Source organism: Fibrella aquatica (assembly GCF_041321135.1).
Taxonomy (GTDB): Bacteria; Bacteroidota; Bacteroidia; order Cytophagales; family Spirosomataceae; genus Fibrella; species Fibrella aquatica.
On record NZ_JBGGWF010000005.1, the window covers coordinates 105887 to 131732 of the forward strand.

At 51.4% G+C, this 25846-nt stretch carries 23 protein-coding genes and 1 pseudogene; all 24 read right to left on the minus strand.

Going from position 1 to position 25846, the window contains the following annotated elements; genetic code table 11:
* The 24 genes and pseudogenes from ACAW87_RS13905 to pdxR all read right to left on the minus strand — a co-directional run bounded on the left by ACAW87_RS13905 (position 1) and on the right by pdxR (position 25820).
* Positions 1 to 978, minus strand: coding sequence for a radical SAM protein (locus ACAW87_RS13905; protein ID WP_370724016.1), 978 nt, complete (start codon positions 976 to 978; stop codon positions 1 to 3).
* A gap of 118 nt (positions 979 to 1096) precedes the next feature.
* The gene (gene accD, locus ACAW87_RS13910) at positions 1097 to 1939 is read right to left on the minus strand and encodes an acetyl-CoA carboxylase, carboxyltransferase subunit beta (protein WP_370724017.1); all 843 of its coding nucleotides are present in this window, start codon (positions 1937 to 1939) and stop codon (positions 1097 to 1099) included.
* A gap of 147 nt (positions 1940 to 2086) precedes the next feature.
* Positions 2087 to 2785 carry a DNA alkylation repair protein gene (locus tag ACAW87_RS13915; RefSeq protein ID WP_370724018.1) on the minus strand — a complete coding sequence of 233 codons (699 nt, stop codon included), beginning with the start codon at positions 2783 to 2785 and terminating at the stop codon, positions 2087 to 2089.
* Between the two features lie 14 nt (positions 2786 to 2799).
* Positions 2800 to 4215 carry a cell division protein FtsZ gene (gene ftsZ / locus ACAW87_RS13920; RefSeq protein WP_441656227.1) on the minus strand — a complete coding sequence of 472 codons (1416 nt, stop codon included), beginning with the start codon at positions 4213 to 4215 and terminating at the stop codon, positions 2800 to 2802.
* Positions 4216 to 4357: 142 nt separating this feature from the next.
* Positions 4358 to 5773 (minus strand): cell division protein FtsA, encoded by a 1416-nt coding sequence (gene ftsA / locus ACAW87_RS13925; RefSeq protein ID WP_370724020.1) that lies wholly within the window; start codon positions 5771 to 5773, stop codon positions 4358 to 4360.
* Entirely contained in the window at positions 5770 to 6543 is a 774-nt protein-coding gene (locus ACAW87_RS13930; protein WP_370724021.1) for a cell division protein FtsQ/DivIB, read from the minus strand. The genes ftsA and ACAW87_RS13930 overlap by 4 nt, the downstream gene beginning before the upstream one ends.
* A 33-nt stretch (positions 6544 to 6576) precedes the next feature.
* Positions 6577 to 7926: a UDP-N-acetylmuramate--L-alanine ligase gene (locus ACAW87_RS13935; protein WP_370724290.1), complete on the minus strand. Its 1350-nt coding sequence runs from the start codon at positions 7924 to 7926 to the stop codon at positions 6577 to 6579.
* A gap of 122 nt (positions 7927 to 8048) precedes the next feature.
* Positions 8049 to 9155, minus strand: a complete 1107-nt coding sequence (murG, locus tag ACAW87_RS13940) for an undecaprenyldiphospho-muramoylpentapeptide beta-N-acetylglucosaminyltransferase (protein ID WP_370724022.1) — start codon at positions 9153 to 9155, stop codon at positions 8049 to 8051.
* Positions 9156 to 9285: 130 nt separating this feature from the next.
* Positions 9286 to 10410, minus strand: a complete 1125-nt coding sequence (locus tag ACAW87_RS13945) for an FtsW/RodA/SpoVE family cell cycle protein (protein WP_370724023.1) — start codon at positions 10408 to 10410, stop codon at positions 9286 to 9288.
* A gap of 77 nt (positions 10411 to 10487) precedes the next feature.
* On the minus strand, positions 10488 to 11855 hold the full coding sequence (gene murD, locus ACAW87_RS13950; RefSeq protein WP_370724024.1) for a UDP-N-acetylmuramoyl-L-alanine--D-glutamate ligase: 1368 nt from the start codon (positions 11853 to 11855) through the stop codon (positions 10488 to 10490).
* 171 nt (positions 11856 to 12026) lie between these two features.
* Positions 12027 to 12347: a large-conductance mechanosensitive channel protein MscL gene (gene mscL, locus ACAW87_RS13955; RefSeq protein ID WP_370724025.1), complete on the minus strand. Its 321-nt coding sequence runs from the start codon at positions 12345 to 12347 to the stop codon at positions 12027 to 12029.
* Between the two features lie 45 nt (positions 12348 to 12392).
* Positions 12393 to 13355: a DUF3078 domain-containing protein gene (locus ACAW87_RS13960; protein ID WP_370724026.1), complete on the minus strand. Its 963-nt coding sequence runs from the start codon at positions 13353 to 13355 to the stop codon at positions 12393 to 12395.
* A gap of 53 nt (positions 13356 to 13408) precedes the next feature.
* The gene (locus tag ACAW87_RS13965) at positions 13409 to 14242 is read right to left on the minus strand and encodes a mechanosensitive ion channel family protein (protein ID WP_370724027.1); all 834 of its coding nucleotides are present in this window, start codon (positions 14240 to 14242) and stop codon (positions 13409 to 13411) included.
* 45 nt (positions 14243 to 14287) lie between these two features.
* Positions 14288 to 14476: a hypothetical protein gene (locus ACAW87_RS13970; RefSeq protein WP_370724028.1), complete on the minus strand. Its 189-nt coding sequence runs from the start codon at positions 14474 to 14476 to the stop codon at positions 14288 to 14290.
* A 24-nt stretch (positions 14477 to 14500) separates the two neighbouring features.
* Complete coding sequence (locus ACAW87_RS13975) at positions 14501 to 15091, minus strand: RNA polymerase sigma factor (protein ID WP_370724029.1); 591 nt, start codon at positions 15089 to 15091, stop codon at positions 14501 to 14503.
* Between the two features lie 108 nt (positions 15092 to 15199).
* Positions 15200 to 16036 carry a translation elongation factor Ts gene (gene tsf, locus ACAW87_RS13980; RefSeq protein WP_370724030.1) on the minus strand — a complete coding sequence of 279 codons (837 nt, stop codon included), beginning with the start codon at positions 16034 to 16036 and terminating at the stop codon, positions 15200 to 15202.
* 170 nt (positions 16037 to 16206) lie between these two features.
* A complete protein-coding gene (rpsB, locus tag ACAW87_RS13985) occupies positions 16207 to 17094 on the minus strand; it encodes a 30S ribosomal protein S2 (protein ID WP_370724031.1) in 888 nt (295 codons plus the stop codon).
* Between the two features lie 165 nt (positions 17095 to 17259).
* Positions 17260 to 17646, minus strand: coding sequence for a 30S ribosomal protein S9 (rpsI, locus tag ACAW87_RS13990; protein WP_370724032.1), 387 nt, complete (start codon positions 17644 to 17646; stop codon positions 17260 to 17262).
* Between the two features lie 3 nt (positions 17647 to 17649).
* Positions 17650 to 18093 carry a 50S ribosomal protein L13 gene (gene rplM / locus ACAW87_RS13995; RefSeq protein WP_370724033.1) on the minus strand — a complete coding sequence of 148 codons (444 nt, stop codon included), beginning with the start codon at positions 18091 to 18093 and terminating at the stop codon, positions 17650 to 17652.
* Between the two features lie 200 nt (positions 18094 to 18293).
* Positions 18294 to 18752: pseudogene (locus tag ACAW87_RS14000) on the minus strand (Uma2 family endonuclease); the annotation flags it as partial.
* Positions 18753 to 18767: 15 nt separating this feature from the next.
* The gene (locus tag ACAW87_RS14005) at positions 18768 to 18923 is read right to left on the minus strand and encodes a hypothetical protein (RefSeq protein ID WP_370724034.1); all 156 of its coding nucleotides are present in this window, start codon (positions 18921 to 18923) and stop codon (positions 18768 to 18770) included.
* A gap of 134 nt (positions 18924 to 19057) precedes the next feature.
* Entirely contained in the window at positions 19058 to 20515 is a 1458-nt protein-coding gene (locus tag ACAW87_RS14010; protein WP_370724035.1) for a DUF1501 domain-containing protein, read from the minus strand.
* 138 nt (positions 20516 to 20653) lie between these two features.
* The gene (locus tag ACAW87_RS14015; protein WP_370724036.1) at positions 20654 to 24172 is read right to left on the minus strand and encodes a DUF1553 domain-containing protein; all 3519 of its coding nucleotides are present in this window, start codon (positions 24170 to 24172) and stop codon (positions 20654 to 20656) included.
* A gap of 175 nt (positions 24173 to 24347) precedes the next feature.
* Entirely contained in the window at positions 24348 to 25820 is a 1473-nt protein-coding gene (gene pdxR, locus ACAW87_RS14020; protein WP_370724037.1) for a MocR-like pyridoxine biosynthesis transcription factor PdxR, read from the minus strand.
* Between the last annotated feature and the right edge of the window lie 26 nt (positions 25821 to 25846).

Below are 25846 nucleotides of genomic sequence, written 5' to 3' on the forward strand. Positions count from 1 at the left end.
TTAGAACAGTTGTTTCCAGGTGCCTTTCATATAGTTGTATTTCAGGGTGCTGGGCAGAGCTTTCCACCAGTATTTCGACACTTCGACGGCAAAAGAGGGCTGCATGTAGCAGTTGATGGCGCAACCTTCGCAGGCGGGGAGCCGCCCTTCGAGGGCTACCAGTTTTTGTACATCTTCTGAACGATAAACTTCATAAAGCCGTCCGTTTATAGGTACGTTCTTAAGCCCAAGGTGATAACAGGGAAGCACCAGTTCGTTTTGTGGCGAAATGACAAGGGTTGTACTGGCCGCCCGACAAACCGGTTTGTCGGTATGGTTGCCGCCGTCGCGCCGGAGTTGCACAAACCCATCGTTGAGGTATACACCGGGCCGTTTTCCCCAGTCGGTCAGGCGTTGCAACGCCTTTTCTGACAAGGCACCCCCTGTGTCGACGGTATTGTACGAAAAGACTGGATTGAGGATCAACACCAGGTCGTTGGGTTGGCATATGTTGGTGTACATGGCCTCGATCTGGTCGATGTTATGCTCGAAGACCGTGAACAGAATATCGGGCCGTTCGCCAAATGATCGGGCAATGGTGATCGATTCCATCACTTTATCGAAGCAACGTACCCCGCGCCCGGTGTCATGCTCATCGGCGTTGGGTGAATCGAGCGAAAAGTGAAGCATATCGACCAGCCCACGGAGGCTGTCGGCTTGTTTGGGGTACAGGAGGCCGTTGGTCGTTACTGTCGTAATAAAACCCTGTCTTTTGGCTTCGGCGAGCAATTCGGGTAGTTGACGGTGCAGGAGAGGTTCACCGCCCGTGAAGTCGATGACCCGCACGCCAAGGCGTTTCAGATCACGGAAGTTGTCGCGTGCGTGCTCGAGGGTGACGTAGGGCGAAGGCCGCTCCCAGATGTCGCAGAAACTACAGCTCGCATTACAGCGATAGGTGACGTAGTAATTGCAGAGAACCGGATGTCGAACGAGGCGCATGGATGGATAGGGAGGAAAGGGAAGAAAGGGACTAGAGGGAGAGGGGAGAAGATGCCGCAACGTATTTGAGCAACGCTATCCCTTTCCTCCCTCTAGTCCCTTTCTTCCCTTTCCTCCTCTATTGTATCATTTTCAACAAACTTGCCAGTTTGTCTTTGAGGTCTTTGCGGTCGACGATAAAGTCGAGGAAGCCGTGTTCGAGCACAAATTCGGCGCTTTGGAAGCCTTTGGGCAGGTCTTTACCAATAGTTTCACGAATAACACGCGGCCCGGCGAAACCAATGAGTGCATTGGGTTCGGCAATGTTGAAATCGCCCAGCATAGCGTAGGAGGCTGTAACGCCACCCGTGGTTGGGTCAGTCAACAGCGAAATGTAAGGGAGTTTGGCTTCCGACAGGCGGGCTAGCTTGGCGGACGTTTTGGCCATCTGCATCAGCGAAAAGCCGGCCTCCATCATCCGCGCTCCACCCGACCGGGAGATCATCAAAAATGGGGTGCGATTGGCTAGTGCATAATCGATAGCACGGGCAATTTTTTCGCCTACCACCGACCCCATCGACCCACCAATGAAGTTGAAATCCATACAGGCAATGGTGATGTCAACGCCATCCATTGGCCCGTGTGCCGTTCTGACAGCATCTTTCAGACCCGTTTTGTTCATGGTGGCCTTGATGCGTTCCGGATATTTTTTGGTGTCAGTAAACGAAAGCGGATCGGCTGATGTCAGATTGGCATCCAGTTCGGTGAATACGTTCTCATCGAACAGAATAGAGAAATAGGCATCGGAGCCAATTTTCTCATGAAAGTTGCAGTGCGCACAGGTATAGGCGTTCATCTTGTGTTCGCGGGTGTGCATTACCTGCTTGCAACTTGGGCACTGATACCACAACCCGTCGGGAGCCTCCCGCTTCATTTCGGTTGGGGTCTGTATCCCTTTATCTTTACGTATAAACCAGGACATATTGTTTGTCTTTGCTATATCCATCTTCAACTAATGGGTTGACTTTAAGAGCCGATTTACCTGTTGATGATAAATGGAAGGGTAAAGATACGAAGGAAATAGGGTGTACACTCGTCATCACCTTCGAGTAGGTAGGTCTTCAGCCGTTCACAGGCTCATAAAATACTGCCGTTGTGCGGGCTCGTGCCGTTCAATGGCATAGCGCAAGGCCGTGCGGGGCAACTGCCGAATGTGATCATGCAAAAACTCGTCGAGCGCAGCCTGATTGCGTTTTCCTACTTCGCGGAGCATCCAGCCCATGGCTTTATGAATCAGGTCGTGTTTATACCCGATCAATTTTTCGGCCAGTAAAAAGGTGTCTGTAAACTGATTATGACGGATAAACTGCCAGGTAGAAACTATGGCAATACGCTGGCTCCACAGGTGATTTTCATGGGCTAGTTCATACAGCAAAGACCGATCACTGGTCAAGAGTGGCAAGCCAAGCAGCGTTGGGCAAGACGAGTCGACCAGATCCCAGTTGTTAACGTACGCACGATTAGCAACGTACCTGTCGGCAATTTCCTGCCTGACCAGGTTACCCCCTTTTTTCGATTGCAACGTCCAGATGATTAGCCCTACCATGCGGCATTCATGATGTTCGTCTCTGACTAACTGCTCTGTTTCGTCGAGTGGTAAGCTCACAAACTGACGGGCAAGCTCATGTTGCTGTGGCATGGAGAGGCCTAAAAAAACATCACCCTCGCCGTATTGGCCAGGGTGGTTTTTAAAGTAGCGAGAAACAAAGGAAGCCCGTTCAGGTTGTTCGAGGGCCATAATTGCCGCCCGAACGTCGCTGTATTTCATAATGAGATTGTCACTTAATCGAACAAGCGCGTTCTGATGATTTCGTGATCGGGCAACAGGGGCATTTCGTGCAATACTACCCGGTGACGACTGAAAGCGGGTGCTTCCAGTTCGCGCTCGCTAAACCGATTATTCAGAAAATCGTTGATCAACTGTTTAATCTCTTCGGGATCTTCCTGCCGGGTTGGGTTCAGGCTAATGCCGTTTTGGCTGCCGTAACCCACGCCAGAAAGACCATTGGCATAGCCTCCGGCTGGGGGAAGTGTAGTTGGTCCACCGTGGGTAAATGTAGGGGTACGCACGTCAACCTCTTCGGCAACAAGCCTGGGCGTTACTGTATTCTCGGCAGGTTTCTGCTCAAAGTTGTCAGCAACTAATTCGGCCGACGTACCTGCATCGTCAATGGGTACAGCGGCTGGTGTAGCAACGGCAACGGGTGGTGGCGTAGGCTCTACAAAATTAGCCGTTTCAAAGCCAGCGGCTATAATAGTGACTCGCATGCGCGCTCCCAGCGTATCGTCGAAAATGGCACCAATTTTGAATAATCGAGCCTCTTCGCCGATCTTCTCAACAATGTAGTTCGAGATGACCGTCTGTTCTTCGAGCGTAGCTTCGTATTCCGAACTTGACGAGATAGTGAGCAAAATTCGTTTGGCACCTACAATGTCGCTGTCGTTCAACAGCGGTGAGTTCAGGGCTTCCTGAATGGCTTTCAGAGCGCGGTCGTCTCCTTCAGCATCGGCAGAACCCATTACCGAAGGGCCTGCTTCCTGCAACACCTTCTTCACGTCCATGAAGTCGGTGTTTACATCACCCCGTGTGGTGATTACCTCGGCAATGCTTTTAACGGCAGTGGCTAGTACATTATCGGCGTGGGCAAATGCTTTACGAATGCTGAGCTTTCCGTACAGATCAGCCAGCTTATCGTTCATCACGACCAGCACGGTATCGCAACTTTTCTTAAGTAACTCAATACCTTCAGCAGCCTGTTGCCGTTTATCTATACCTTCATATTTGTAAGGCGCTGTAACAACGGCAACCGTCAATAGCCCCATCTCGCGGGCAACTTCGGCCACTACCGGTGCCGCACCAGTTCCGGTACCACCGCCCATACCAGCGGTAATAAAAACCATTTTAATGGATCCGCCCAGCAGGTTACGAAGCTCGTCGATGCTTTCCAGTGCGGCTTTACGCCCCACCTCAACGTCCATGCCAGCTCCTTCTAGTCCAGTACCTAATTTCAGCTTTGTTTGCACATTGCTGCTAATCAGGGCCTGGCGGTCTGTGTTGCATATGGCAAACTCAACATCTTTCACACCCATCGCCACCATGTGCTGAACGGCATTGCTGCCGCCACCGCCCACACCAATTACTTTAATAATGGGGGCATTACCGTCGGGCAATTCGTAGGTAAATCCGTGGTCCAGCATAGCCTGATTTCGGAGTGGGGTTCGAGTTGTCATGATAACAGTGGGTAAAGCAATTTGGCACTTTAATTTTATAGTCTGGATATGTTATGGAACTGACCGTTAATGATATGTCAGTTGCTTAACAGTAAATGGTAAGCCGGAATTAGTCCCGGTACGAATCGTTTACATCACCCAGTTTAGGATTAAATAATTTTTTTAACCAATCAAATATACCCGTTTCTGGTTTCTCAACCTCTGGTTCGGGTGCTACGCGCGGCGTTGGATTGCCAGCGTTACTCTTCTGAGGCGTGCGGTTAGTATCTGCCGAACGTACCTGCCCATTTACTTGTGGAACAGGCTGCCCCGGATCACTGATAAACGAAATTCGGTCATCTACATTTCTGAACCCTGCCCATACCAAACCCACTGCCGTGGCATAAGCCGGATCGCTGACCAAATCAGCCCGCAAATTGTATTCCAACTGTTCGGGATAACCTACGCGCACGTCCATGTCGGCTACCGTCCGAAAAATTTCGTCGATGCCATCAATCAGGGCCGAACCGCCGGTAAGAACAATGCCGCCGAGCAACTTGTCTTTATAGCCCGACCGGATAATTTCGGCCTGAACCAGCGCGGCAATTTCTTTCAGGCGCTCGGCAATAATAATAGAAACGTTACGAAGTAATACATCTTTTGGCTGGCGACCCGGCAAGCCTGGCACCGACACCACTTCGTTGAGGCGGTAGGTAGATGGATTGGCGTTGCCGAACTTGGTCTTCAGCACTTCAGCCTGTTGGGGCAAAACCTTGCAACCGTCCTGAATATCGTTGGTCAGGCAATTGCCCGCCCAGGGAAACACCGCTACGTGCCTTAGCACATTACGATGGTAAACAGCCAGGTCCGTTGTGCCGCCACCAATATCAACAAGGGCTACACCGGCTTCCCGTTCTTCAGGCGTCAATACAGCCATAGCCGAAGCCAATGGAGACAGCAATACCTGATCGCGCTGGAGATGACTAGCCGTACGCTCAATGCAACGCCGCACGTTCACGGCTGCGTCGGATTGGGTAGTAATGATCTGAAAATCGGCCCCGAGTTTCACGCCGTTACGGCCAACCGGGTCTTCAACGCCCGACTCGCTATCGACCGTGAAATCCATCGGCAATACGTGTACAATCTCTTTACCTGCCAGCAGGGGAGTTCGGTACATATCGCGCAGCAGATGATCAATATCGGCGGGCGTCACTTCGTCGCCGGGCGAAAGGCGCGTGATACTACCGGGTTGTTTCTGTGAGTTGATATTATGGTTACTGAAGCTGACGTTAACCAGGCCAATATCAACGTTGGACTGATTCGACACTTCTTCTATAGCCCGGTTGATGGCGTCGACCGTCCGGGTAATGTTCATCACCTTACCTTTCGTCACGCCTTCCGAATTGGCCCGGCTCACGCCCAGTACTTCCAGCATTGGCTGGTTGTTGCTGCTTCGAGACAACCGACCCGCCACAGCACACACTTTCGTGCTGCCAATGTCGAGTCCTACCACAATCTTGTCATCCATTTGATGATGGGTCATCATTCGCAAACTAACTGGTTACGGTACTGTACACTTACCCGGTGATAGCGGTCCCACCCTTTTTGGGGGGCTATCTGGGTATAAAACAGTTTCACTTTTTTAAACTTCGTTTCAATCGCGTCGGGCATACCAAAGTCAATCTGGTAATTTCCAACTTGCGGCCACATTGTTACGCTACCCGACTGATCAACGCTAACCTCGGCAATCTGCGCCCGCCATAAATCCGATGCCTGGATATACTGAAGGAGCGCTAATAGCGGTTGACCAGCCTGATCGCTTAAGTTCCGATGGGTTTGAAACCATGCCCCTGAAATCAGGGGCACCCTTGCCGAATAATTCATCGACAATGGAAAGAAACGACCTTCGCTGCTGATATACTGTCCACTGATAGCCCGTATGCCTTCTCCCCCCGGCACTAAGCGTGCTACAGGTTTAGGCTGTTCAATCTGGACGATCAGGTTCCCGGCTAAGTCACGCGAAACATGTGCCTGTTTTATCAAACTATACTGCCTGAGCCGTTGCTCAAGTTTACTGAGGTTGATCTCATCGAAAGACTGTCCGACGATGGGATCAGACCCGTTATTGGTTAAAAAACCAGTGACATCTCTTCGGGTCAGAAACCGTTGCCCGGCTATCTCATCAATACTGACAAGAATGGCTTCGCACTGGCGTTGGTGTAGGCGTTGTTCGGTAAACGCCAGTAAACAAAAAAGAGTTATTACCCCTATTGTTTGCCATAGCCATTTTTTTCGGTTACTAAAAGTAGAAAACATCTGTAGATAAGCTAATTCCGCCGATTAATTATTTTATCTATTGGTGTCAAATAAAACCTTAAGGGCCAAAAGTTGCTGATCAATATCTCCCGCACCAACGGTAACCAGTAAGTTGGGCTTTATCTCCCGCAGAACGCCGGGTAGGGCTTCTTTGGTACTAATTTGTTTCGATTGTGAGGTAACGCCCTGCAAAATCAGGTCAGAGGTAACCCCCTCAATTGGTAATTCACGGGCCGGATAAATATCCAGCAAAATTAAATGATCGGCTAATGAAAGGCTTTCGGCAAACCCTTCGGCAAAATCACGGGTGCGACTGAATAAATGCGGCTGAAAAATAACGGTCAGTTCGCGATCGGGATAAAGCGCTTTAACCGACGACAGAAAGGCCTGTACCTCTGCCGGGTGGTGAGCATAATCATCGATAAACACCATCTCATCGGTATCGAGTATGTACTCGAACCGACGTTTTACGCCCCGGTAAGTGGTCAAGCCTTCACGCACGGCCTCTGGTGAAACGCCCACTTCGAGCGCTACGGCCCCGGCTGCCACAGCATTTTCTACGTTATGAAAGCCCGGAATTACCATCCGAATATCGGTGATAGAGCCTCCCGGATACGTCAAATCAAATACGAAGCGTGCTTTCTCGATGCGGAGGTTGGTGGCATGATAAGCGGGAGCCTGATCCGCGCCTTCATTGAGCGAATAGGTACGTACCTCGGCGGTAGTCTTATCGGCCAAAGCCAGCCCCTGCCGCTGAAATAAAACTCCGTTGGGCTTGATCTGACTCACATAAGCGGCAAACGAGTCAAGCACCGAGTTATGATCGCCGTAGATATCGAGGTGATCGGCATCGGTTGAGGTAACAATGGCATACTGCGGGAAAAGCGTTAGAAACGAGCGGTCAAACTCATCGGCTTCTACCACGCAGATAACGCTCGACAGATCGTCTGCCGGTTCATTAAGCAAAAAATTAGTGCCGTAATTCTGCGTGATGCCACCCAGAAAAGCAGCACAATTCACGCCCGCCTGCCGCAATAAATGAGCAACCATCGACGAGGTTGTGGTTTTCCCGTGCGTACCGGCCACTCCGATCGTTGTCATACGTCCGGCCAGTAAGCCAAGCACCTGCGATCGTTTTTGCAGGGTGAAGCCATTTGCGGTCAGGTAAATGTATTCGGCGTGTGAAACAGGAACGGCAGGGGTATACACAACGAGCGTCTCCGCCGGATTGGCCCGGAAATCGGCTGGTATCTGTGCTACATCTTCCTCAAAGTGAATGGCCATTCCTTCGGCCATCAATGCATTGGTTAAAGGGGTAACTGTGCGATCGTAACCGGCTACATTATAGCCGTTAACCAGGAACCATCGGGCCAAAGCGCTCATGCCAATGCCGCCTATGCCCAGGAAGTAAACGTTACGAATAGTGGATAAGGATGAAGGTGTCAATGCCAGGTCAGGTGTAGTTCTACAAAAGTAAGTTGGTGATTTACAAATCCGCAAGGGGTTTATACTCCTTTTTTGCTTGAGGTAAGATTTATTATTTCCCGGGCAATGTCGATAGCCGCGGTTGGGAAAGCGAATAAGCGAATTTGTTCACTTAATGTTTTTCTTTGGCTTTGATCAGATAACAAGCGTAATGCCTCGGCTACCAGCGTATTTCGGGCGTCGCGGTCATTCACCAGCAGGGCAGCTTCGCGATTAACCAGCGCCATGGCGTTATGGGTCTGGTGGTCTTCGGCTGCGGTTGGTAGCGGAACAAGAATGGCCGGGCGCCCCACAAGACATAATTCCGACACCGACAGTGCACCCGCCCGCGACACTACGGCGTCGGCTACGGCATAGACCTTATCCATGTCGTAAATAAATTCATGGGGTTGTACCTGTGTTGCGCCCGCTTGTGTTACTGCTTTTCGTGCGCGATCAATGAAGGCAGTGCCGGTTTGCCAGATCACCTGTATACCGGCCTCTTTCAACTGCGGTAAACCGGCTTCGATGCTTTCGTTCAGGGTTCGGGCTCCCTGACTGCCCCCAATGACCAATAGCGTAGGTACGTTCGGCGAAAGACCAAACTGCACTCGGCCTGCCTCGATCTGTTGATCGGCCAACTGAATATCGCTACGCACAGGATTGCCCGTCAGCCTGATTTTAGAGGCTGGGAAAAAAGTATCCATTCCCGGATAGGCCACGCAAATGCGCGATGCCCAGCGAGCCAGTATTTTGTTGGTCAGGCCTGCAAATGAGTTTTGTTCCTGAATCAGGATAGGTACGTTAGCCAATGCAGCGGCCAGTAAGGTGGGGCCGCTGGCATAACCACCCACCCCAACGGCTACATCGGGCTTAAAATCACGGACTAGTTGCCTGGCCCGGAGCAGACTGCGGCCTAGTTTTAGTGGAAATGCGAGGTTGGCCAATGTAAATTCTCGCTTGATGCCCACCACCGGTAACCCTTCGATTCGGTAGCCGGCGCGCGGCACTTTCTCCATCTCCATCTTGCCTTCGGCCCCCACAAACAAAATGTCTGTAGTGGGGTCGAGGCGCTTCAATTCGTTGGCAATGGCAATGGCCGGGTAGATGTGTCCGCCCGTGCCGCCACCTGATATGATTACTTTCATTTTTGGGTCTTGAAAGTCGTTTTTGTAGTGTAGTCCTCAGTCTGGAAAGATAGTTTTTCAGTTGTAAGCGCTCCCCTCACGACTTTCCAGACTGAGGACTACATTACAAAAACGACTTTCAAGACTGTTTTTAAAGTTTGCTTTCGTCGGCTTCATCCCGGCTTACGCCAATGACAATGCCAATGGCGGCCCCTGTGAAAAGGAGGGATGTTCCGCCCATGCTGAGTAGTGGTAGAGGTAATCCGGTTACTGGTACCAACCCCACTGCTACGGCCATGTTGATCATGGCCTGAATGACAATGCTGAAGGTAAGACCGGCCGAGAGTAGCCCGCCAAACGGTCGGTTACTACTTCGAATCGCTCTCATGCCCCGCATAAGTAGCCATAGGTAGGCTGCCAAGACCGCTACGCCACCGAGCAGGCCGTATTCTTCAACAATGATGGCAAAAATGAAATCAGAATAGGGGTGAGGCAAAAAATTGCGCTGATGGCTGTTGCCCGGTCCTTTTCCAGTGATGCCGCCATGGGCAAGGGCGATGTAGGATTGTTCGACCTGAAAATCGATCTTCTCCGTATCCTGAAACCGGTTCAACCGCCCAAGTACCGTTTCGTACCGTTGCCCAAGCACCAACGCGAAGCCACCCACGACGATACAGAAAACGACCATGCCTGCGAGGTAACTGCGCGGTACACGGCCAATGTACATGAGCAGAAAACAAGTAAGCCCTAGCAACAAGGCCGTAGATGTGTTGGAAATGACAATCAGGGCGCAGATGACGCCAATCCAGCCAATCATATTCACGAGCACCTGCGGTTCGTAGGAGACGCGCTGCCGCTTGGCCAGCATGGCCGCCAGGTTTGAGATGAGCGCCAATTTGGCCAGATCAGAGGGTTGAAAGGTCTGGTTTATAATGGGGATGGTGATCCAGCGGGAAGCGTCGTTGAGATTGGTGCCTTTGAAGTAGGCCCACATCAGCAAAGGAACCGACAGCCAAAGGCCAAACTTCGACAGGCGGGCGTAATGAATGTAGTTGATCCGGTGCGCCACAAACATACATACAAGCCCCAGTACGACCAGCGCGCCATGTTTGAACAGATACGCTTCGGTGTTACCCCCCATTTTCTGGTAGGCAATGGTACCAGTAGCACTGTATACGACCAGTACGCTCAAGATGGATAGGAACAGCACGATCCACCAGATTTGCCGGTCACCCTTCAGGTTGTCACGAGTCCAGTCGCGGATAGAATAGGTCATGGGTGTAACAGTTATCAGTGAACAATTGTCAGTTATCAATTACAGATGCTCACAAAGGTAAGGGCGTTCTGACTGGTCTATTCAATGCGTGTTTGGGTATTGCTAACTGGTTGCTGTTTACTGATAACTGCATTCTTGAACTGGTTGCCCCGGTCTTCGTAGTTTTTGAATAGATCGAAGCTGGCGCACGCTGGTGAAAGTAGCACAGTATCACCGGGTTGGCCCAAAGCTAGTGCTAGTTGAATCGCTTCCCCAACCTGTTGTGTTTCCCGAATTTCAGGTAGCTTATCACCAAAATAACCGACCAGCTTCTGGTTGTCTTTGCCCAGGCAAATCAACGCTTTTACATGTTGGCCTACGACTTCATCTAATTGGCTGTAGTCGTTGCCTTTATCCTGCCCACCGGCAATCCAGATCGTTGGGGTATTCATGCTCGAGAGGGCATAAAAGACCGAATCGACGTTTGTGGCTTTCGAATCATTGATAAACTGAATGCCGTTAATTGTGCCAACGGGCTCCATTCGGTGCGACGCATTTTCAAAGCTGTGTAACCCATCGGCGATCGCCTTGTCAGGTACGTTCATCGACTGGGCTGCCAGAATAGCCGCCAGCATATTCAGAGCGTTGTGGGGGCCCTTTAGCGGTAAATCGGCCGTATCGATGGTGAAGTTTCGGTCGCGGAAACGGGTTGTCAACTGGCCATTTTGCGCATAGCCACCCGGTAAGCTGATTGTCTCCAGAGAAATCGGAAGTGCATATACGTCAGGTTTACGGTCGTTTAATTCCTCTACGGTTGGCGCGTTTTCCTGGAAAAAGATAAACGTATCATCGGGCTTCAGATTTTGTAAAATGCGAAACTTACTCGCTACATAATTCCGAAAATCGTACCCGTATCGATCCAGGTGATCGGGTGTAATGTTGAGTAAAACGGCCGTATCGAGCCGGGTTTCATACATGCTGTCGAGCTGGAAGCTGCTCAGCTCAAGCACAAAATAATCGAACGTATCGTTGATGACCTGCTTGGCAAAGCTGTCGCCAATGTTACCTGCTAATCCGACGTTGAAGCCAGCCGTTTTTAGCAGATGGTAGGTGAGTAAGGTAGTGGTGGTTTTGCCGTTGCTGCCGGTGATACCGACGAGTTTAGCCTTGGTGTAGCGCGCCGCAAACTCGATTTCTGAGATAACCGGAATCTTCAACGATTTGAGTTTCAGTACCAGCGGTACCGTATCGGGAATACCGGGGCTCTTTACAACTTCGGTCGCGTTCAGAATCAGGCTTTCGGTATGTTGGCCCTGTTCAAAAGGGATTCCCGCTTCGGTGAGCGTTTGCAGATACGTTGCCTGTAGCGGGCTCCGATCCGACAAGAATACGTCGTAGCCTTTGGCCTGCCCCAGCAAAGCAGCCCCAACTCCCGATTCACCACCACCCAGAATTACTAATCGCATAGACAGTTTTGAGTTTCACGTTTCAGGTGGCGCTGCCTATCTTCAGAATGGTTGAGTTAGCAGCGCCACTTGAAACCTGAAACGTGAAACTCTTTTTTCTTTCAAAAGTAGCGAATACAGAAAAGCCCCGGTTGGTTGGCCGGGGCTTTTCTGTATCAGGTACGTTCTGGTTTAAGCTGGATCTGGCTTGCGCATCCGGTTTGTTGCCTTCACAATCAGGAAGATAACCCAGGCAATCATCAGAAATTGAAGAATTGTGTTTAAAAAATTTCCGTAACGAATCGCCACTTCGGGTGCCGTGCCGACTGCTTCTTTCAGCACGTACTTTAGCTGCGTGAGATCAACACCACCCATAACCAAACCCAGAATCGGATTCAGAATGTCTTCGACGAGCGAAGCCGTGATTTTACCAAAAGCAGCCCCGATAATTACGCCAACGGCGAGGTCGAGTACGTTGCCTTGTACAATGAATGTTCGGAATTCCTTTAACATGTTAATTGAATTTTAGTGATGGTGAATTTTACTTTTCTACGCGCATTACTTTTTTCTGAATGTGCTGGCGTTGTAGATCAGCCCAATGCCCAGCGTCTGCTGAATCTGAAGACCATCATAGAAGTCTTTGTCGTACAGACCAATAAAGCCAAAGGTGGTGCTGAGGTACCGATTCAGCTTGGCCGCAATGAGTAGGTCGATGCGGTGATCGATAGCGTTAAGCGTCTGGTAGTTAGCATACAGCTGATAACGGGCATTGAGGCTTACGTTCTCACTTAGTTTCTTGTTCCAAACGGTTTGAAGTTGCAGAGCCAGCCATTCAGATCTAACGCTCTTCCCTGCCTCTACACCATAAGCCGAAGCATTGCGGTCTGGAATAATCACTTTGTCGGCCCCTACCCGAAAACGGACATCATCATCGAATAAGAATGTAAACCGAGGTGCGAACGGGCTGATTCGCATCGAAAACTCGCCGTTGGGTTTATAAGCCAATCCCCAGGCGAGGGCAAATTGAGCTGGTGCAAAAAAGCTCGATGTTTTAAAATCGGTCCTGCCTGCTGGCAGGTTGTCATACCTGAAACCGGGGGCGAAATAGGTGTTGAACGTACCTGAGGCAAACAAATCCCATTTTGGCTTAATCTTGTGTCCCAACACCGAGATGATGATCAACTGATCAGAGGCTTTACGGGTAATGCCCCGTTGGGTAATGTAGCCTAGCTGAAAATCAGCCGTATTGTCCCACGACGTTTTGCCTTTTTCATAGAGCGCTCGGGCGGCTACAACCCCACCAATAGCAACAGAGTTTACGCCTCCGCCAACCCAGTTGTTGAAACTGGCCTGATTGAAGTTAACCCCACCGGTTATTGATTTTTGCCAGTAGGTAGTGTCTGGCTTTACAGAAACGGTGTCTTTAAAGTTCGTAGTTACCTGCTGATTGGTAGGGTCTTGTGCGTATACCGAAAGGGTAAAACAGGTAGCAATAGTGGTGTAGAATATGCTGTAGTTCATACAACAGGTGGCTTCTAGGTGGTGAGATTACGGTGGTAAAAAATGTAGGCGGTTTAAACCGACAAAAACTCAATTGTTTTGGTCTGCAATAGCTGCATGGGGATGGTAGTAGTCGATTCGCCGGTTTTTAGGGTTAGCGATGTGCTATCGACCGAAATGATCTGACCTGTGATTCCTTCTATGCGAATTGTCTGGCCTTCTTTAAACTTGTTCTTCGAGTAGAACGAAGACAGGAGATTGGCCATCACATCGCGGGAGGCGAGGCCATAACCCACGGCGAACGCGAGGAAAACGCCGCCGATAAGCAGATTGAAACTAGACTCAAGCAGTTCTGTATTGATACCTGCCTGACCCAGGGCTGAAATAATGGTGATGACCAGAAAAAAGAAAAAGACAACCATACCCAGCAAACGGCCCGACGAGATACCGAACGATGCGCATAGGCTTACAACGCCCTGCTTCAGCACATCGGCCACCAACACGCCAACCTGTAGCATAATGGCAGCAGCAATGAGCTTCGGAATGAAATTGACCAGCGAAGTAACCATGCCGGTGATGGCTGCAACGCCCAGCGTTTCGGTGGCTGCGGTGATGAAAACCAGTAGCACGAAGTAATAGAGCACCTTCGCCACAATTTCGCTCAGCTTGATCTCGGTCTGAAGCTGTCTGATGACGTCAATCTCATTCAGCTTGTCGCCAAATCGGTCGAAACCAGCGCTTTTTAATACCCGTTGCACAACGGCCGCCAATATTTTGGCAACCAGGAGACCAATACCCAGTACAACAGCCGCCCCAATGAATTTGGGTACGAAGTCGATGAACTGCGCGATCAGCGTTTTGAACGTGTTGATTAGTATTTCGGTGATATTAGGAAGTTCGGGAGCCATTAGCGGTGGAAATCGAAAAAGGTATGTATGATGGGAGAAGCTTGGTTAGGCAGCAGGCAAATCACTGTCGGGGGCGCGGCTAAGTAAGACCGAGAGCGAGCCGAATAAATCGCCGGAGTAAAGCTCAACGACTTTTAACGCGTTGCGGATCAGGTCAATTTCCGACACAATTTGCTCTTTCAAATGGGGTGGGCAAACACCCTCTGGTTCGATAAGTTTAAACGGATTTTCCATCTTGATTACAATATAAATAGGCTGTTACTTCCAGAACGTCAATGCTTTAATACCAACCAGAACCCAGAATATAAGTGCTTCTACGTACCTGCGGCGGAGTTTTTCTTTGGCCCGCATCAGGCGCATTTTCACGGCACTTTCAGTTAGTTTTTGCCCTTCGGCAATTTCACGGATGCTGATATCATCCTGGTATTTCATCATCAGCAAACCCCGTTCATCGGGTGTTAGGTAGTCGAGCGCCTGATTAAGTCGCTGAGCTTCCATTTCTGCCATGTCGCTGTCTTCATCGTCGGCGTAATTGGCTAATGTTTCATAGGGGTCGTCTGAAAAAACTTCTTTCTGCTTTGGGCTGCGAAGTTGATCCATGCAATAGTTGTAGGTCACGGAATAAAGCCAGGTAGAAAACTTAGCCTGTTCACGGAAACTGCCTAGTTTAGTCGCTACGCGAATGAAAATATCGTGCGTGAAATCTTCGGCACGTTCTCTATTCTTCGTGAACGACAGGCATTTGCGAAACACCTTGTCGCAATAGCGTGTGTATAAGGCTTCAAAATAACTATTTCGTTGCGTTGAGATGTACAGTTGTACCAACTCTTCGTCGGATAAGTGTTTCATGCTAAGTATAAGTGAGACAACTAGCGTGCCGGAAAGTAACGCAAAACACGAAAAAAGCCTGACCAATTGGTCAGGCTTTTTTCAAAAAAAGAAGTTTCTAGCTTCAAATTAACCAATTGATACCCGTTTGAACGAAGAGACGGTTAGGCCTTTGCTTGTTTTATCGAGTAGTTGGGCAATTGTTAATGAGCTGTCTTTTACAAATTCCTGATTCAGCAGGGTATTGTCTTTGTAAAATTTATTCAATTTACCCAGGGCAATTTTTTCCAGCATTGCTTCTGGTTTACCTTCCTGACGAGCCTGATCTTTACCGATCTCAATTTCACGCTCAACTACGCTGGCATCGATTCCATCTTTGTCAAGAGCAAGGGGTTTCATAGCAGCAATTTGCATCGCTACGTCTCTTCCTACTTCAGTCACGTCGGTTCCGCTGGTGTTGCTCAGGCCTACTAAAACGCCCAGTTTGCCGTTTGAGTGGATGTACGACACCACTTTATCAGCGGTAACAGATTCAAACGAAACAACGTCGATTTTTTCACCGATTTTACCCATCAGGTCGGTGATGTGATCCTGCAGAGAGCGGCCGTCAGCTTGTACTTCAGCCAGTAGCGCTTCTTTAGTAGTCACGTGGTCGGCAACAGCGTTGCTCAGAATGCTCATCGCCAGGTTCTGGAAATCAGGAACTTTCGAAACAGGCTCTGTTTCGCAAGCTACGGCTACCACTTTGCCCGATTTGCCATCTTCGCTAACGTGGGCAAGCACTACGCCTTCTGCGGTGGCGTTGTCGGCCCGCTTGTCAGCAATTTTCTGCCCCTGCTTCCGCAAAATAGCTTTGGCATCTTCGAAGTTACCATCGGCTTCAACGAGCGCTTTTTTACAATCCATCATACCGGCACCTGTTTCCTGCCGGAGTTTATTCACGTCTGCTGCTGTGATAGCTGCCATTTTCTGATTGTTTAAATGTCTAAAGTCTAATGTCTAAAGTTGCGCTACATAAACGCGATAAACTTTGACTTTTAGACTTTTGGACGTTGAACTAATTGTTAAGAAAATAGCCCATAGCCGTGTTGGGGCTACGGGCTATCCGGTCAATCGTCTGTGTCTGTTAATTAATACTAATCGGTGTTGCCTTCTGGCGTTACATCGAGAGGGGCAGCTTCAGCTACGGGAGCTTCTTCTACTTCTACTGCTACAGGGGCTACCTCTGCGGCAGCTGCTACCGGAGCATCAGCTCCTTCAGCGGCGGCAGCGCGATTCGCTTCCTGACGTTTAGCGTCTTCCTCTTCCTGTGCAGCCTGACTGTCTTTATCCTGCTTGCGCTCCATCAGACCCTCTTCAATTGCCTTACCAATCGCCAGCGTAATCAGCGAGATCGATTTGTAGGCATCGTCGTTTGCCGGAATGGCGAAATCAACGAGGTTAGGGTTTGAGTTCGTGTCGCACATGGCAAACACGGGAATGCCTAAACGGATAGCTTCCAGAACAGCAATGTTTTCCCGCTTTACGTCTACTACGAACAAAGCCGCAGGCAAACGAGTCAGGTCAACGATACCACCCAATACACGCTCCAGTTTTTCTTTTTCGCGCGTCAGTGTCAGCCGTTCCCGCTTGGCGACGTTCTTAACGAGGACCTCGTCTTTGAGCATCTTCTCCAGCGTTTGCAGCTTTTTCAGCGACTTGCGGATCGTAGCGAAGTTGGTCATCATACCACCGAGCCAGCGGTCAGTCACGTACGGCATTTTCAACCGGCGTGCTTCTTCCGAAACGATTTCCTGAGCCTGCTTCTTGGTTGCCACGAACATCACCTTGCGGCCCGAGCGAACAATACCTTTGATAGCATTGCACGCTTCGTCGAGCGAAGCAAGTGTTTTATTCAGGTCAATAATGTGGATGCCGTTCTTCTCCATGAAGATATACGGAGCCATCCGGGGATCCCACTTACGCGTAAGGTGGCCAAAGTGCACACCGGCGTCAAGGAGGTCTTTATATTCGACTTGTGCCATTTTCTTTAAGGAACAAATACTTATGAAATGTGAAAATACGCAGCACCGCGCGTCGGCATCTTCTAAGCGCAGTCTGGACTGATTCAGTTATCAGTTTGCAGTTATCAGTGAACAGCGTTCAATAGCGAAAATTGGTAACTGCTTACTGGTAACTGATAACTGTTTTTAACGTTTCGAGAACTGGAATTTCCGACGGGCTTTCTTACGACCTGGCTTTTTCCGTTCTACCATGCGTGAATCCCGTGTCAGGAAGCCTTCTTTCTTAAGGGCTGGACGGTTTTCAGCGTTGGCTTCAACTAAGGCACGGCTGATGGCCATACGTGTAGCTTCGGCCTGACCCGTTACGCCACCACCCCGTACGTTCACTTTCACGTCATACGTCGTGTCGGCTTTTACAGTAGCGAAAGGCTGGCGGGTGATAATTTGCAGTACTTCGGTCGGGAAGTATGCGTTCAGTTCTTTTCCGTTAACCGTGATGGTTCCGTTGCCAGCTTGCATGTAAATGCGGGCAACAGCGGTTTTCCGGCGACCTATGGTGTTAATACGCTCCATTGGTTAGAATTTAATTTCTTTCGGTTGCTGCGCCGCGTGGGGGTGGCTGTCACCCGTGTACACGTACAGATTGGTGAATAAACGGCGGCCCAGACGGTTTTTGGGCAACATACCACGAATGGCATGCTCGAGCACACGCTCAGGGTGTTTCTCTAGCCATAGACGCGGCGAAGCAAAACGCTGACCACCGGGATAACCCGTGTGACGAACGTATACTTTGTCGGCCATTTTACGACCTGTGAAACGAATTTTTTCGGCGTTGATGATGATGACATTGTCACCGGTATCAACGTGGGGAGTGAAGTTGGGCTTGTGTTTGCCACGAATGCGCGACGCCACCTGAGAGGCGAAACGACCAACAATGGCATCCTTGGCGTCAACGACGATCCACTCCTTGTTTGCGGTCCCTCTATTGGCCGAAACAGTTTTGTAGCTTAACGTATCCACTGGATTGTGAGCGGTATTTATTGATTAACAGACGATTGCACAGAACAAAAAGATTCCCGCCCTAAAACGGGAGTGCAAATGTACGGTGTATTTAGCTGAATAGCAAGGGTTAAGCCACCTGTTGCTCAGCAAATAAGCCGATTCGTCAGCAGATCGATAAATTGAGTAAATAGTAACCGCCTGGAGACGAATAGCGCCATTTAAGCAAACGTCACTTTTTTGTAAATAGCCGACATGGGCAGTTCAAGTGCACCGAGCTTTACAACCGATTCCAGCGTCCGGTAATCGTGATTGAGCCACTCGTCAGGTACGTTGGTGCGAGAATAAACGGAGGCGAAGGGCTGTAACTGGTCGATGAATACGATGTGTTGCAGCGAAGGAATCAGCTTGTAATAGTTCATTTTCTCGCCCTGATCGAACTTCCTCGTGCTCTTCGAGAGTACTTCCACTACGATCAGCGGATTCTCGATGCGCATTGTCGATGGTTTGCCGCCGGGAGTAGTGCCATAGCGAATAGGCTCTTTCACAACAGAAATATCTGCGTTAAAATCGCCCTGATGATTTGGAATGATGATCTTTACATTACTACTCAGTACACTATGAGACGTTTCCAGCTGATCGAAATACATCATCAGTAAGGCACCGATGCGAATAATTAGCTTTTCATGATCGGCCTATGCCTGACTCATAATGATCTCGTCGTTTAAGAATTGAACGGCGTAGGGTACATCATTATCAATTACGTCGAGATACTCTTCCCAGGTGGCTGGCAGGCGCAGCAACTCATCGTCTTCCAGTGAATCCGGTATTTTCTGGGCAGTGGCTTGCATCGGCATGTCAGTTTGGTCACACAATATACTAAAAGGGAGTACCGGGGGAAAGGAGGAAAGGTTGCTGCGCACAGGTACGTATCATGTGTGTCGCAACCTTTCCTCCTTTCCCCCGGTACTCCTTTTCCTTCTTCTTATGCCAGCAACGGCTTGATCACTTTGCCATGCACGTCGGTTAGGCGGTAACGTCGGCCCTGGTGTTTGAAGGTCAGCTTTTCGTGGTCGACGCCCATCAGGTGCATGATCGTGGCTTGGAAATCGTGAACGTGGACGGGGTCTTTCACTACGTTATAGCCGAAATCATCTGTCTCGCCGTAAACCAGCCCTTTCTTTACGCCGGCACCCGCCATCCAGATGGTGTAGGCACGCGGGTGATGGTCGCGGCCGTAGTTGTCGCGGGTAAGTTTGCCCTGCGAATACGGCCCCCGGCCAAATTCGCCGCCCCAGATCACGAGTGTATCATCAAGCAAGCCACGTTGACGAAGGTCGTTGACCAGCGCCGCCGAGGCCTGATCCACGCTCTTGGTCTGGATCTGAATATCGTTGGGTAGGTTACCGTGCTGATCCCAACCCTGATGATAGAGCTGCACAAACTTTACGTCTTTCTCAATCAGCTTGCGAGCCAGCAAACAGTTGGCGGCGAACGTACCTGGCTTACGGCTTTCGGGGCCGTACATATCGAAAATGTAATCGGGCTCTTTGTCGAGGTTTAGCGTTTCGGGTACCGACGCCTGCATACGGTAGGCCATTTCGTACTGTTGCATCCGGTTGTTTATCTCCGGGTCGAGCACGTGTTTGCTTTGCTCGGCGTGGAGTTTGGTCAGGTAATCGAGCATGCGGCGGCGGCTGGTTCGGTCAATGCCCGGCGGGTTGTTGAGGTAAAATACCGGGTCGGGACCAGACCGGAACACCACGCCCTGATGCACTGACGGCAGAAACCCGTTACTCCACAGCTTGGCATACAGAGGTTGGTCGCCACCCCGGCCTTTCGAGAGTAAGACCACAAACGAAGGCATATTCTGATTGTCGGAGCCCAGGCCGTAGCTTACCCATGACCCAAAACTAGGCCGCCCGCCCTGCTGACTGCCGGTCTGAATAAACGTAATGGCCGGGTCGTGGTTGATGGCGTCGGTGTTCAGCGTTCGGATGAAAGTAGCGTCACCGGCGATCTTCGCGATGTTGGGTAACAGCTCGCTGACCCACATTCGACCGGGGCCGTGTTGCGCAAATTTAAACTTGGAGGCCGCCAGCGGGAATTTGCTTTGTCCCGCGCTCATGCCCGTGAGTCGTTGCCCGTTCCGCACTGAAGCGGGCAGGTCCTGCCCCCACATGGTCTCCAGCTTCGGTTTGTAGTCGAACAACTCCAGCTGCGATGGCGCTCCGCTTTGGAACAGGTAGATCACCCGCTTCACTTTAGGTGGAAAATGCGGTTTTCCCAACGCCGGAGTATCTCCCGGCCTGATTGCGTTCCCACCAAAAAGCTGGCCGGGATTTAGCAGAGAAGCCAATGCCAACGTACCCAGCCCCGCACCGGTTTGCCCCAGAAAATTCCGGCGGCTAAGGGTGTCGTGTATTTCGTCCTGAATATCCATAGTTAAAATGTCATTATGCCTGCGGCGTCATTAGGTAGTCATTATGCTGCGCTGTCATTCGTTGCTGACGATAAATGACAGCGCAGCATAATGACTACCTAATGACGCCGCAGGCATAATGACAGCATAGTGTTTTCTTTACCTCTTCACAATTGCTTCGTCGAAATTCATGATCGTGCTGGCCACTACGGTCCAGGCGGCGAGTTCGGCGGGGTTTTGCTGTTTATTGATCGGGTATTCGCCGACTGTCAGTAACTCCTGTGCCCGCTTTGGATTTTGCTTAAAATCGGCCAGCTCTTCATTATACAGTTGCTGCATCAACGCCACCTCCTGGCTACGTGCCGGGCGACTGATGACGCGGCGGAAAAAGGCATCTACGATTGCTTTGTTTTGGTTTGGCCCGTTTGGCGTGCTGATGATTCGCTGTGCCATAACGCGGGCGGCCTCAATAAACTGCGGGTCGTTGAGCGTCACGAGCGCTTGAAGGGGTGTGGCTGTTTTCTGGCGTTTTACGGTACACACATGACGTTCGGCGGCATCGAAGTTGAGCATCATCGGCGGTGGCGACGACCGTTTCCAGATTGTATACATACTGCGGCGGTATAGGGTATCGCCGTGATGCTGATTGTAGACAACGGCATTTCGGGTGGCCAGCGCTTCCCAGATACCCGCTGGCTGGTAAGGCAACACGCTTGGGCCTCCCAGTTTTTTCGTTAACAAGCCACTAGCGGCGAGCGCGTTGTCACGTACCTGCTCGGCCGAGAGGCGATAACTCGGCCCGCGACTCAGGTACGTGTTGTCGAAATCAGCTTCCCGTGCCGCCGGGCTGGCCGACGACGATTGCCGGTAGGTTGCCGACGTAACAACGAACCGGTGCATGGCTTTTACATCCCACGGAGAAACGCCATCGGCACCGTCCCGGAATCGAACGGCCAGATAATCGAGCAGTTCGGGGTGGGAGGGGAGTGCACCCTGATTGCCGAAATCGTCGGGGTTTTTGGCGAGTCCCTGCCCAAAATATTGCTGCCAGATCCGGTTGACCATTACCCGGCTAAAGAGCGGGTTTTTGTCGCTGGTCAGCCAGTTGGCGAGGCCGAGTCGGTTACGGGGCTGGTCGCTGTCGAGGGCGGGCAGGAAGTGTGGCGTTTCGGGCGTTACAACTTCGCTGGGGGCATCGTAGGCGCCGCGTTTCAGCAGGTATGTTGGTCGCGGTTGCTTCATCTCATGCATCACCATCACTTGCTTGGCATCAGTAAGGGTCATGAATTGTTTGCCCCGATACACCATCGCGCTATCGAAGGCGGCGCGGTAACCAGCATCCTGGGTACGTATGTAGTAGGTGTACAGCCCGGTGCGCTGCTCGGGTGTACGGGTATCGGCGGGAGTACGCAGGGCGGTTGTGATTCCGTCGGGTTTTCCGGCCAGTCGGGGCAATTCCAGAGGCGTAAGGCAGCGATTGTAAATCCGCAGTTCATCCACGGCAAAATCCTTGTAGAAATTGTCGTGCATGCGCCCTACGTAGAACGGGTGTTGCGCCCAGTGCGACTTCTTCATGCCCCAAACGATGCTGTGAATCAGGTGATCGTTAACTACTCGCGTAGCCATCGGCTGACCGTTCAGATACAGTGAGATACCCTTCGCCTTACCCATTCCGTCGTAGGTAAAAGCAACTTGAAACCACTGATTGGCAGGCACTTTCCCGACCGACTCGATATCGATGGCGTTGGCGGGCCAAACGTGGCTCAGCATCACTTTTAACCGGCCGTCGGCTAATAAGTCGAGTTGGTAGCCACGCTGGCCGTCCATTGGTCCGGTAGTACGGCCGACCAGCGTCATGGCGGTGCCGAGTTTGTTTAGTTTGAACCAACTGCTGACCGTAAATGGCTGGTTCTGGTCAAAGGCGGCCAGTTCAGACGGCAGCACAATGAAACTATCGCCGGGTAGAAAACGGGCGTTGCCGAACCGACCCGCTACCTGCTTAGGCAGGTTGTCGACGTCGCCGCCCAGATAGGCATGCAACGTGTCGTTGGCGGTGTTCAGGAAGATGTTACGCGGATTTTCTTCTACCGACAGGCGAGTTTTAGGCTTGCGCGGCTCCTTCTTTTCCTCAGGTGCTGGCTTGCCCTTCGCCAGTGCTTTGGCTTCGGCTAACTTTCGCTGTTCGTCTTTACGTTTCCGTTCTCCCGACTTCTTCTCTTCATACACTTTCACATCACCCCGGTTGGCCTCATCGAAGGTATAGCGAGCCACCAGACCCGTTTCGTTTACGGTTAATCGGCGTAGAGACCGGTCCGCCGGTGCGGCAAAATCTTGCGTCTCTACATGCGTCAGCCATTTTCCGAACCCTTTCTGGTAAACCGTCCGGTTCGGATTCAATTGCTGTTGGATCGGTGTCAACTTCTTGTGAATGAATGCCAGTTGAGCCTGCTCTTCAGCCGTGGTTAGCGTGATGGTCGGGGCTGCTTCGCCGTTATACGGAATCTGGCCGCGCTCGTTGTTGGAGTTGAAAAAGGCGTACAGCGAAAAGTAATCTTTCTGCGAAATGGGATCGTATTTGTGGTCATGGCAACGGGCACATTCGGTGGTCAGTCCCAGAAAGGCTTTGCCAAACGTAGCCACCCGGTCGGCCACATACTCGACGCGGTATTCCTCATCCACAATGCCGCCTTCCTGCGACTGCTGGTGATTTCGGTTGAAGGCTGTGGCCAGCAACTGATCGCGCCGGTCATTCGTGTTAGTGGATTTGGGTAGCAGGTCGCCCGCCAGTTGCCAGGTGACAAACTGGTTGAAGGGCTGATTCTTGTTGAACGACCGGATAATCCAGTCGCGGTAGGGCCACATCGTGCGCAGGCCATCGTCCTGGTAGCCGTGTGTATCGGCATAACGCGCCACATCTAGCCATTCCACAGCCTGCCGTTCGCCATAATGCGGACTGGCCAATAGCCGATCAACCACTTTTTCGTAGGCATTGGCTGATTTGTCGGCCAGAAAGGCGTCGATCTCGGCAAGGGTCGGGGGCAGGCCCGTGAGGTCAAGCGTGACCCGTCGAAGCAGCGTTGTTTTGTCGGCTTCCGGAGCATGTCTTAATGTTTTATCAGTGAGCTTAGCCAGCACAAACCGGTCAATGTCGTTGCGTGCCCACGAATCGTTCTTGATCTCAGGTACGTCGGGCATGGTCGGGGCCACCAGCGACCAGTGTTCCTTGTATTCGGCACCTTGTTCAACCCACCGGATCAGCATCGCCTTCTCTTCCGCGCTCAACGTCAGGTTCGACTTAGGCGTGGGCATCATCTCATCGGGGTCCGTACTAGTAATCCGATGGAATAATTCGCTACTGGCTAGGTCGCCGGGGACGATGGCCTTTTTGCCGCTTTTTTCTAATGCTGCATACGCGCCTTCGGGCGTATCGAGCCGCAGGCCGGCTTGTTGCTTATTCTGGTCGGGTCCATGACAGGCAAAGCATCGGTCAGACAGAATGGGCTTGATGTGCAGGTTATAGTCGACCTTTTCAGGTACGTTCAACTCCGCCGCCACCACATCGGCCGGTTTGGTCACGCTGCTGAACTGACTGCACGATGACCAGATTACGCCGCCAAACAGGCCAAGTGCCAGTGTGAATACGCCATAACGAATTGGCTTTGGTGCCCGGTATGCCATACAGTTTAAGAAAGTCGTTGTTGTAGAAAATCAAATTTACGTGAGAATAATGCAAATTTCATTCGTCCGTCTATTAATCTGTAAAACAGGCAATACACCGCTTTTTTTCGGTTTGATTGGCTTTCGTGGTGAGGTTGCTGTCGCGTGGCCCTTCGACTAGGCGTCCCCGACAGGCTCAGGGTGAAGCAATCACCTGCTTCAATACAGCTACCGCCTGTTCCAGCTCTGCTTCGGTAGACGACGCAAAGCCCATGCGTGTACTGTTCAGTAACTGGCCCGGTAGATTATGTACCAGACCTGCCGACAGATACAGCCCCGCTTTTCCGGCTCGCTCGGCTACAGCTGGTAAATCGATGTCCTTGTTAAATGTGGCCCAAAGTGCCAGACCGCCGTCGGGTTTGGTGAACTGAATGTGGTCGGGCAATTCTGTGGTGAGCAACTGGCACAGGTAATCGCGGCGTGCTTCGTAGGTACGTATCGCCTTCCGGAAATGCCGTTTCATCTCGCCCGACTGAAACAACTGGCCAATGGCGAACTCGAGGGCTGGATCACCCTGCCGGTCAATGATGCGCCGGAGCCGGGCCATTTCATCGATAACTGCCGTTGGCCCAACCACGTACCCAATCCGAAATGCTGGGGCAACCGATTTGGTAAGCGAACCGATGTAGATAACCATGCCTTGCGGGTCGGCGCTGGCTAGGGGCAAAATGGGCCGGCCGAGGTAATGAAAATCATAGTCGTAATCATCTTCCAAAATGACGAATCGATACTGTTCGGCCAGTTGCCGAAGCCGGATGCGTCGGTCGGCTCGCATGGTCACGGTAGTAGGGTAGTGGTGATGCGGCGTAACGTACACCATCCGAATGGGTTGGCGGGCGCATAAATCGGCCAGGGTATCCATGTTCATGCCGTGTGCATCGACGGGTACGGTGAACAACTGCGCCCCCGCTTGCAGGGCATTCATGGTCGCGCCCGTCCAGGTTGTTGCGCCGGTAACAACGCCATCACCGGGGCGTAGCAGCACCTGACAGGCCAGGTGAATGCCCATGATGCTGCCCCGCGTAATGAGAATATTGGTCGCCGTTGTCTGCAAACCGCGTGTCTCGTTCAAGTGCACCGATAACGCTTCCCGTAACAAGGGATGCCCTTTTGTGTCGCCATAACCGAAGTGCGCCTGCGGGTTTCCCCAGCGTGCGTAGGATCGGTAAGCCCGACTCAGTTCATCAAGCGGAGCCAGTCGACTATCTGGCAGGCCATCGTCGAACCGGAGGCCAGCCGGACTCCCCAGCGCCGGGCGGGTCAGGTAGGTACGTTGCTCGAAGGTGTAGCCCGGTTGCCCGGTGGGTGGCTGGGTACGTGGCGAAAGGCTAACCGGTTGGGGCGTAACGGTGGGCATATGGGCGGCCACGAACGTACCTGACCCGCTTCGGCTTTCGAGCCAACCCTGCGCCAGCAGATCATCGTAAGCGGCTACGACTGTTTGCCGATTGAGCGCCAACTGACTGGCTAACTGTCTGGTGCCGGGTAATCGCTGCTCTGCCGCCAACGTACCTACGCGGATGAGCTGACCAAGTTGTTCGCTGAGTTGTACATACAGCGGTGTAGCCGCCAGTTTATCAAGCTGAAGTAACGTCGCGTAAGGCAGCATATCAAAAAAATCGGACTGGTTAAATT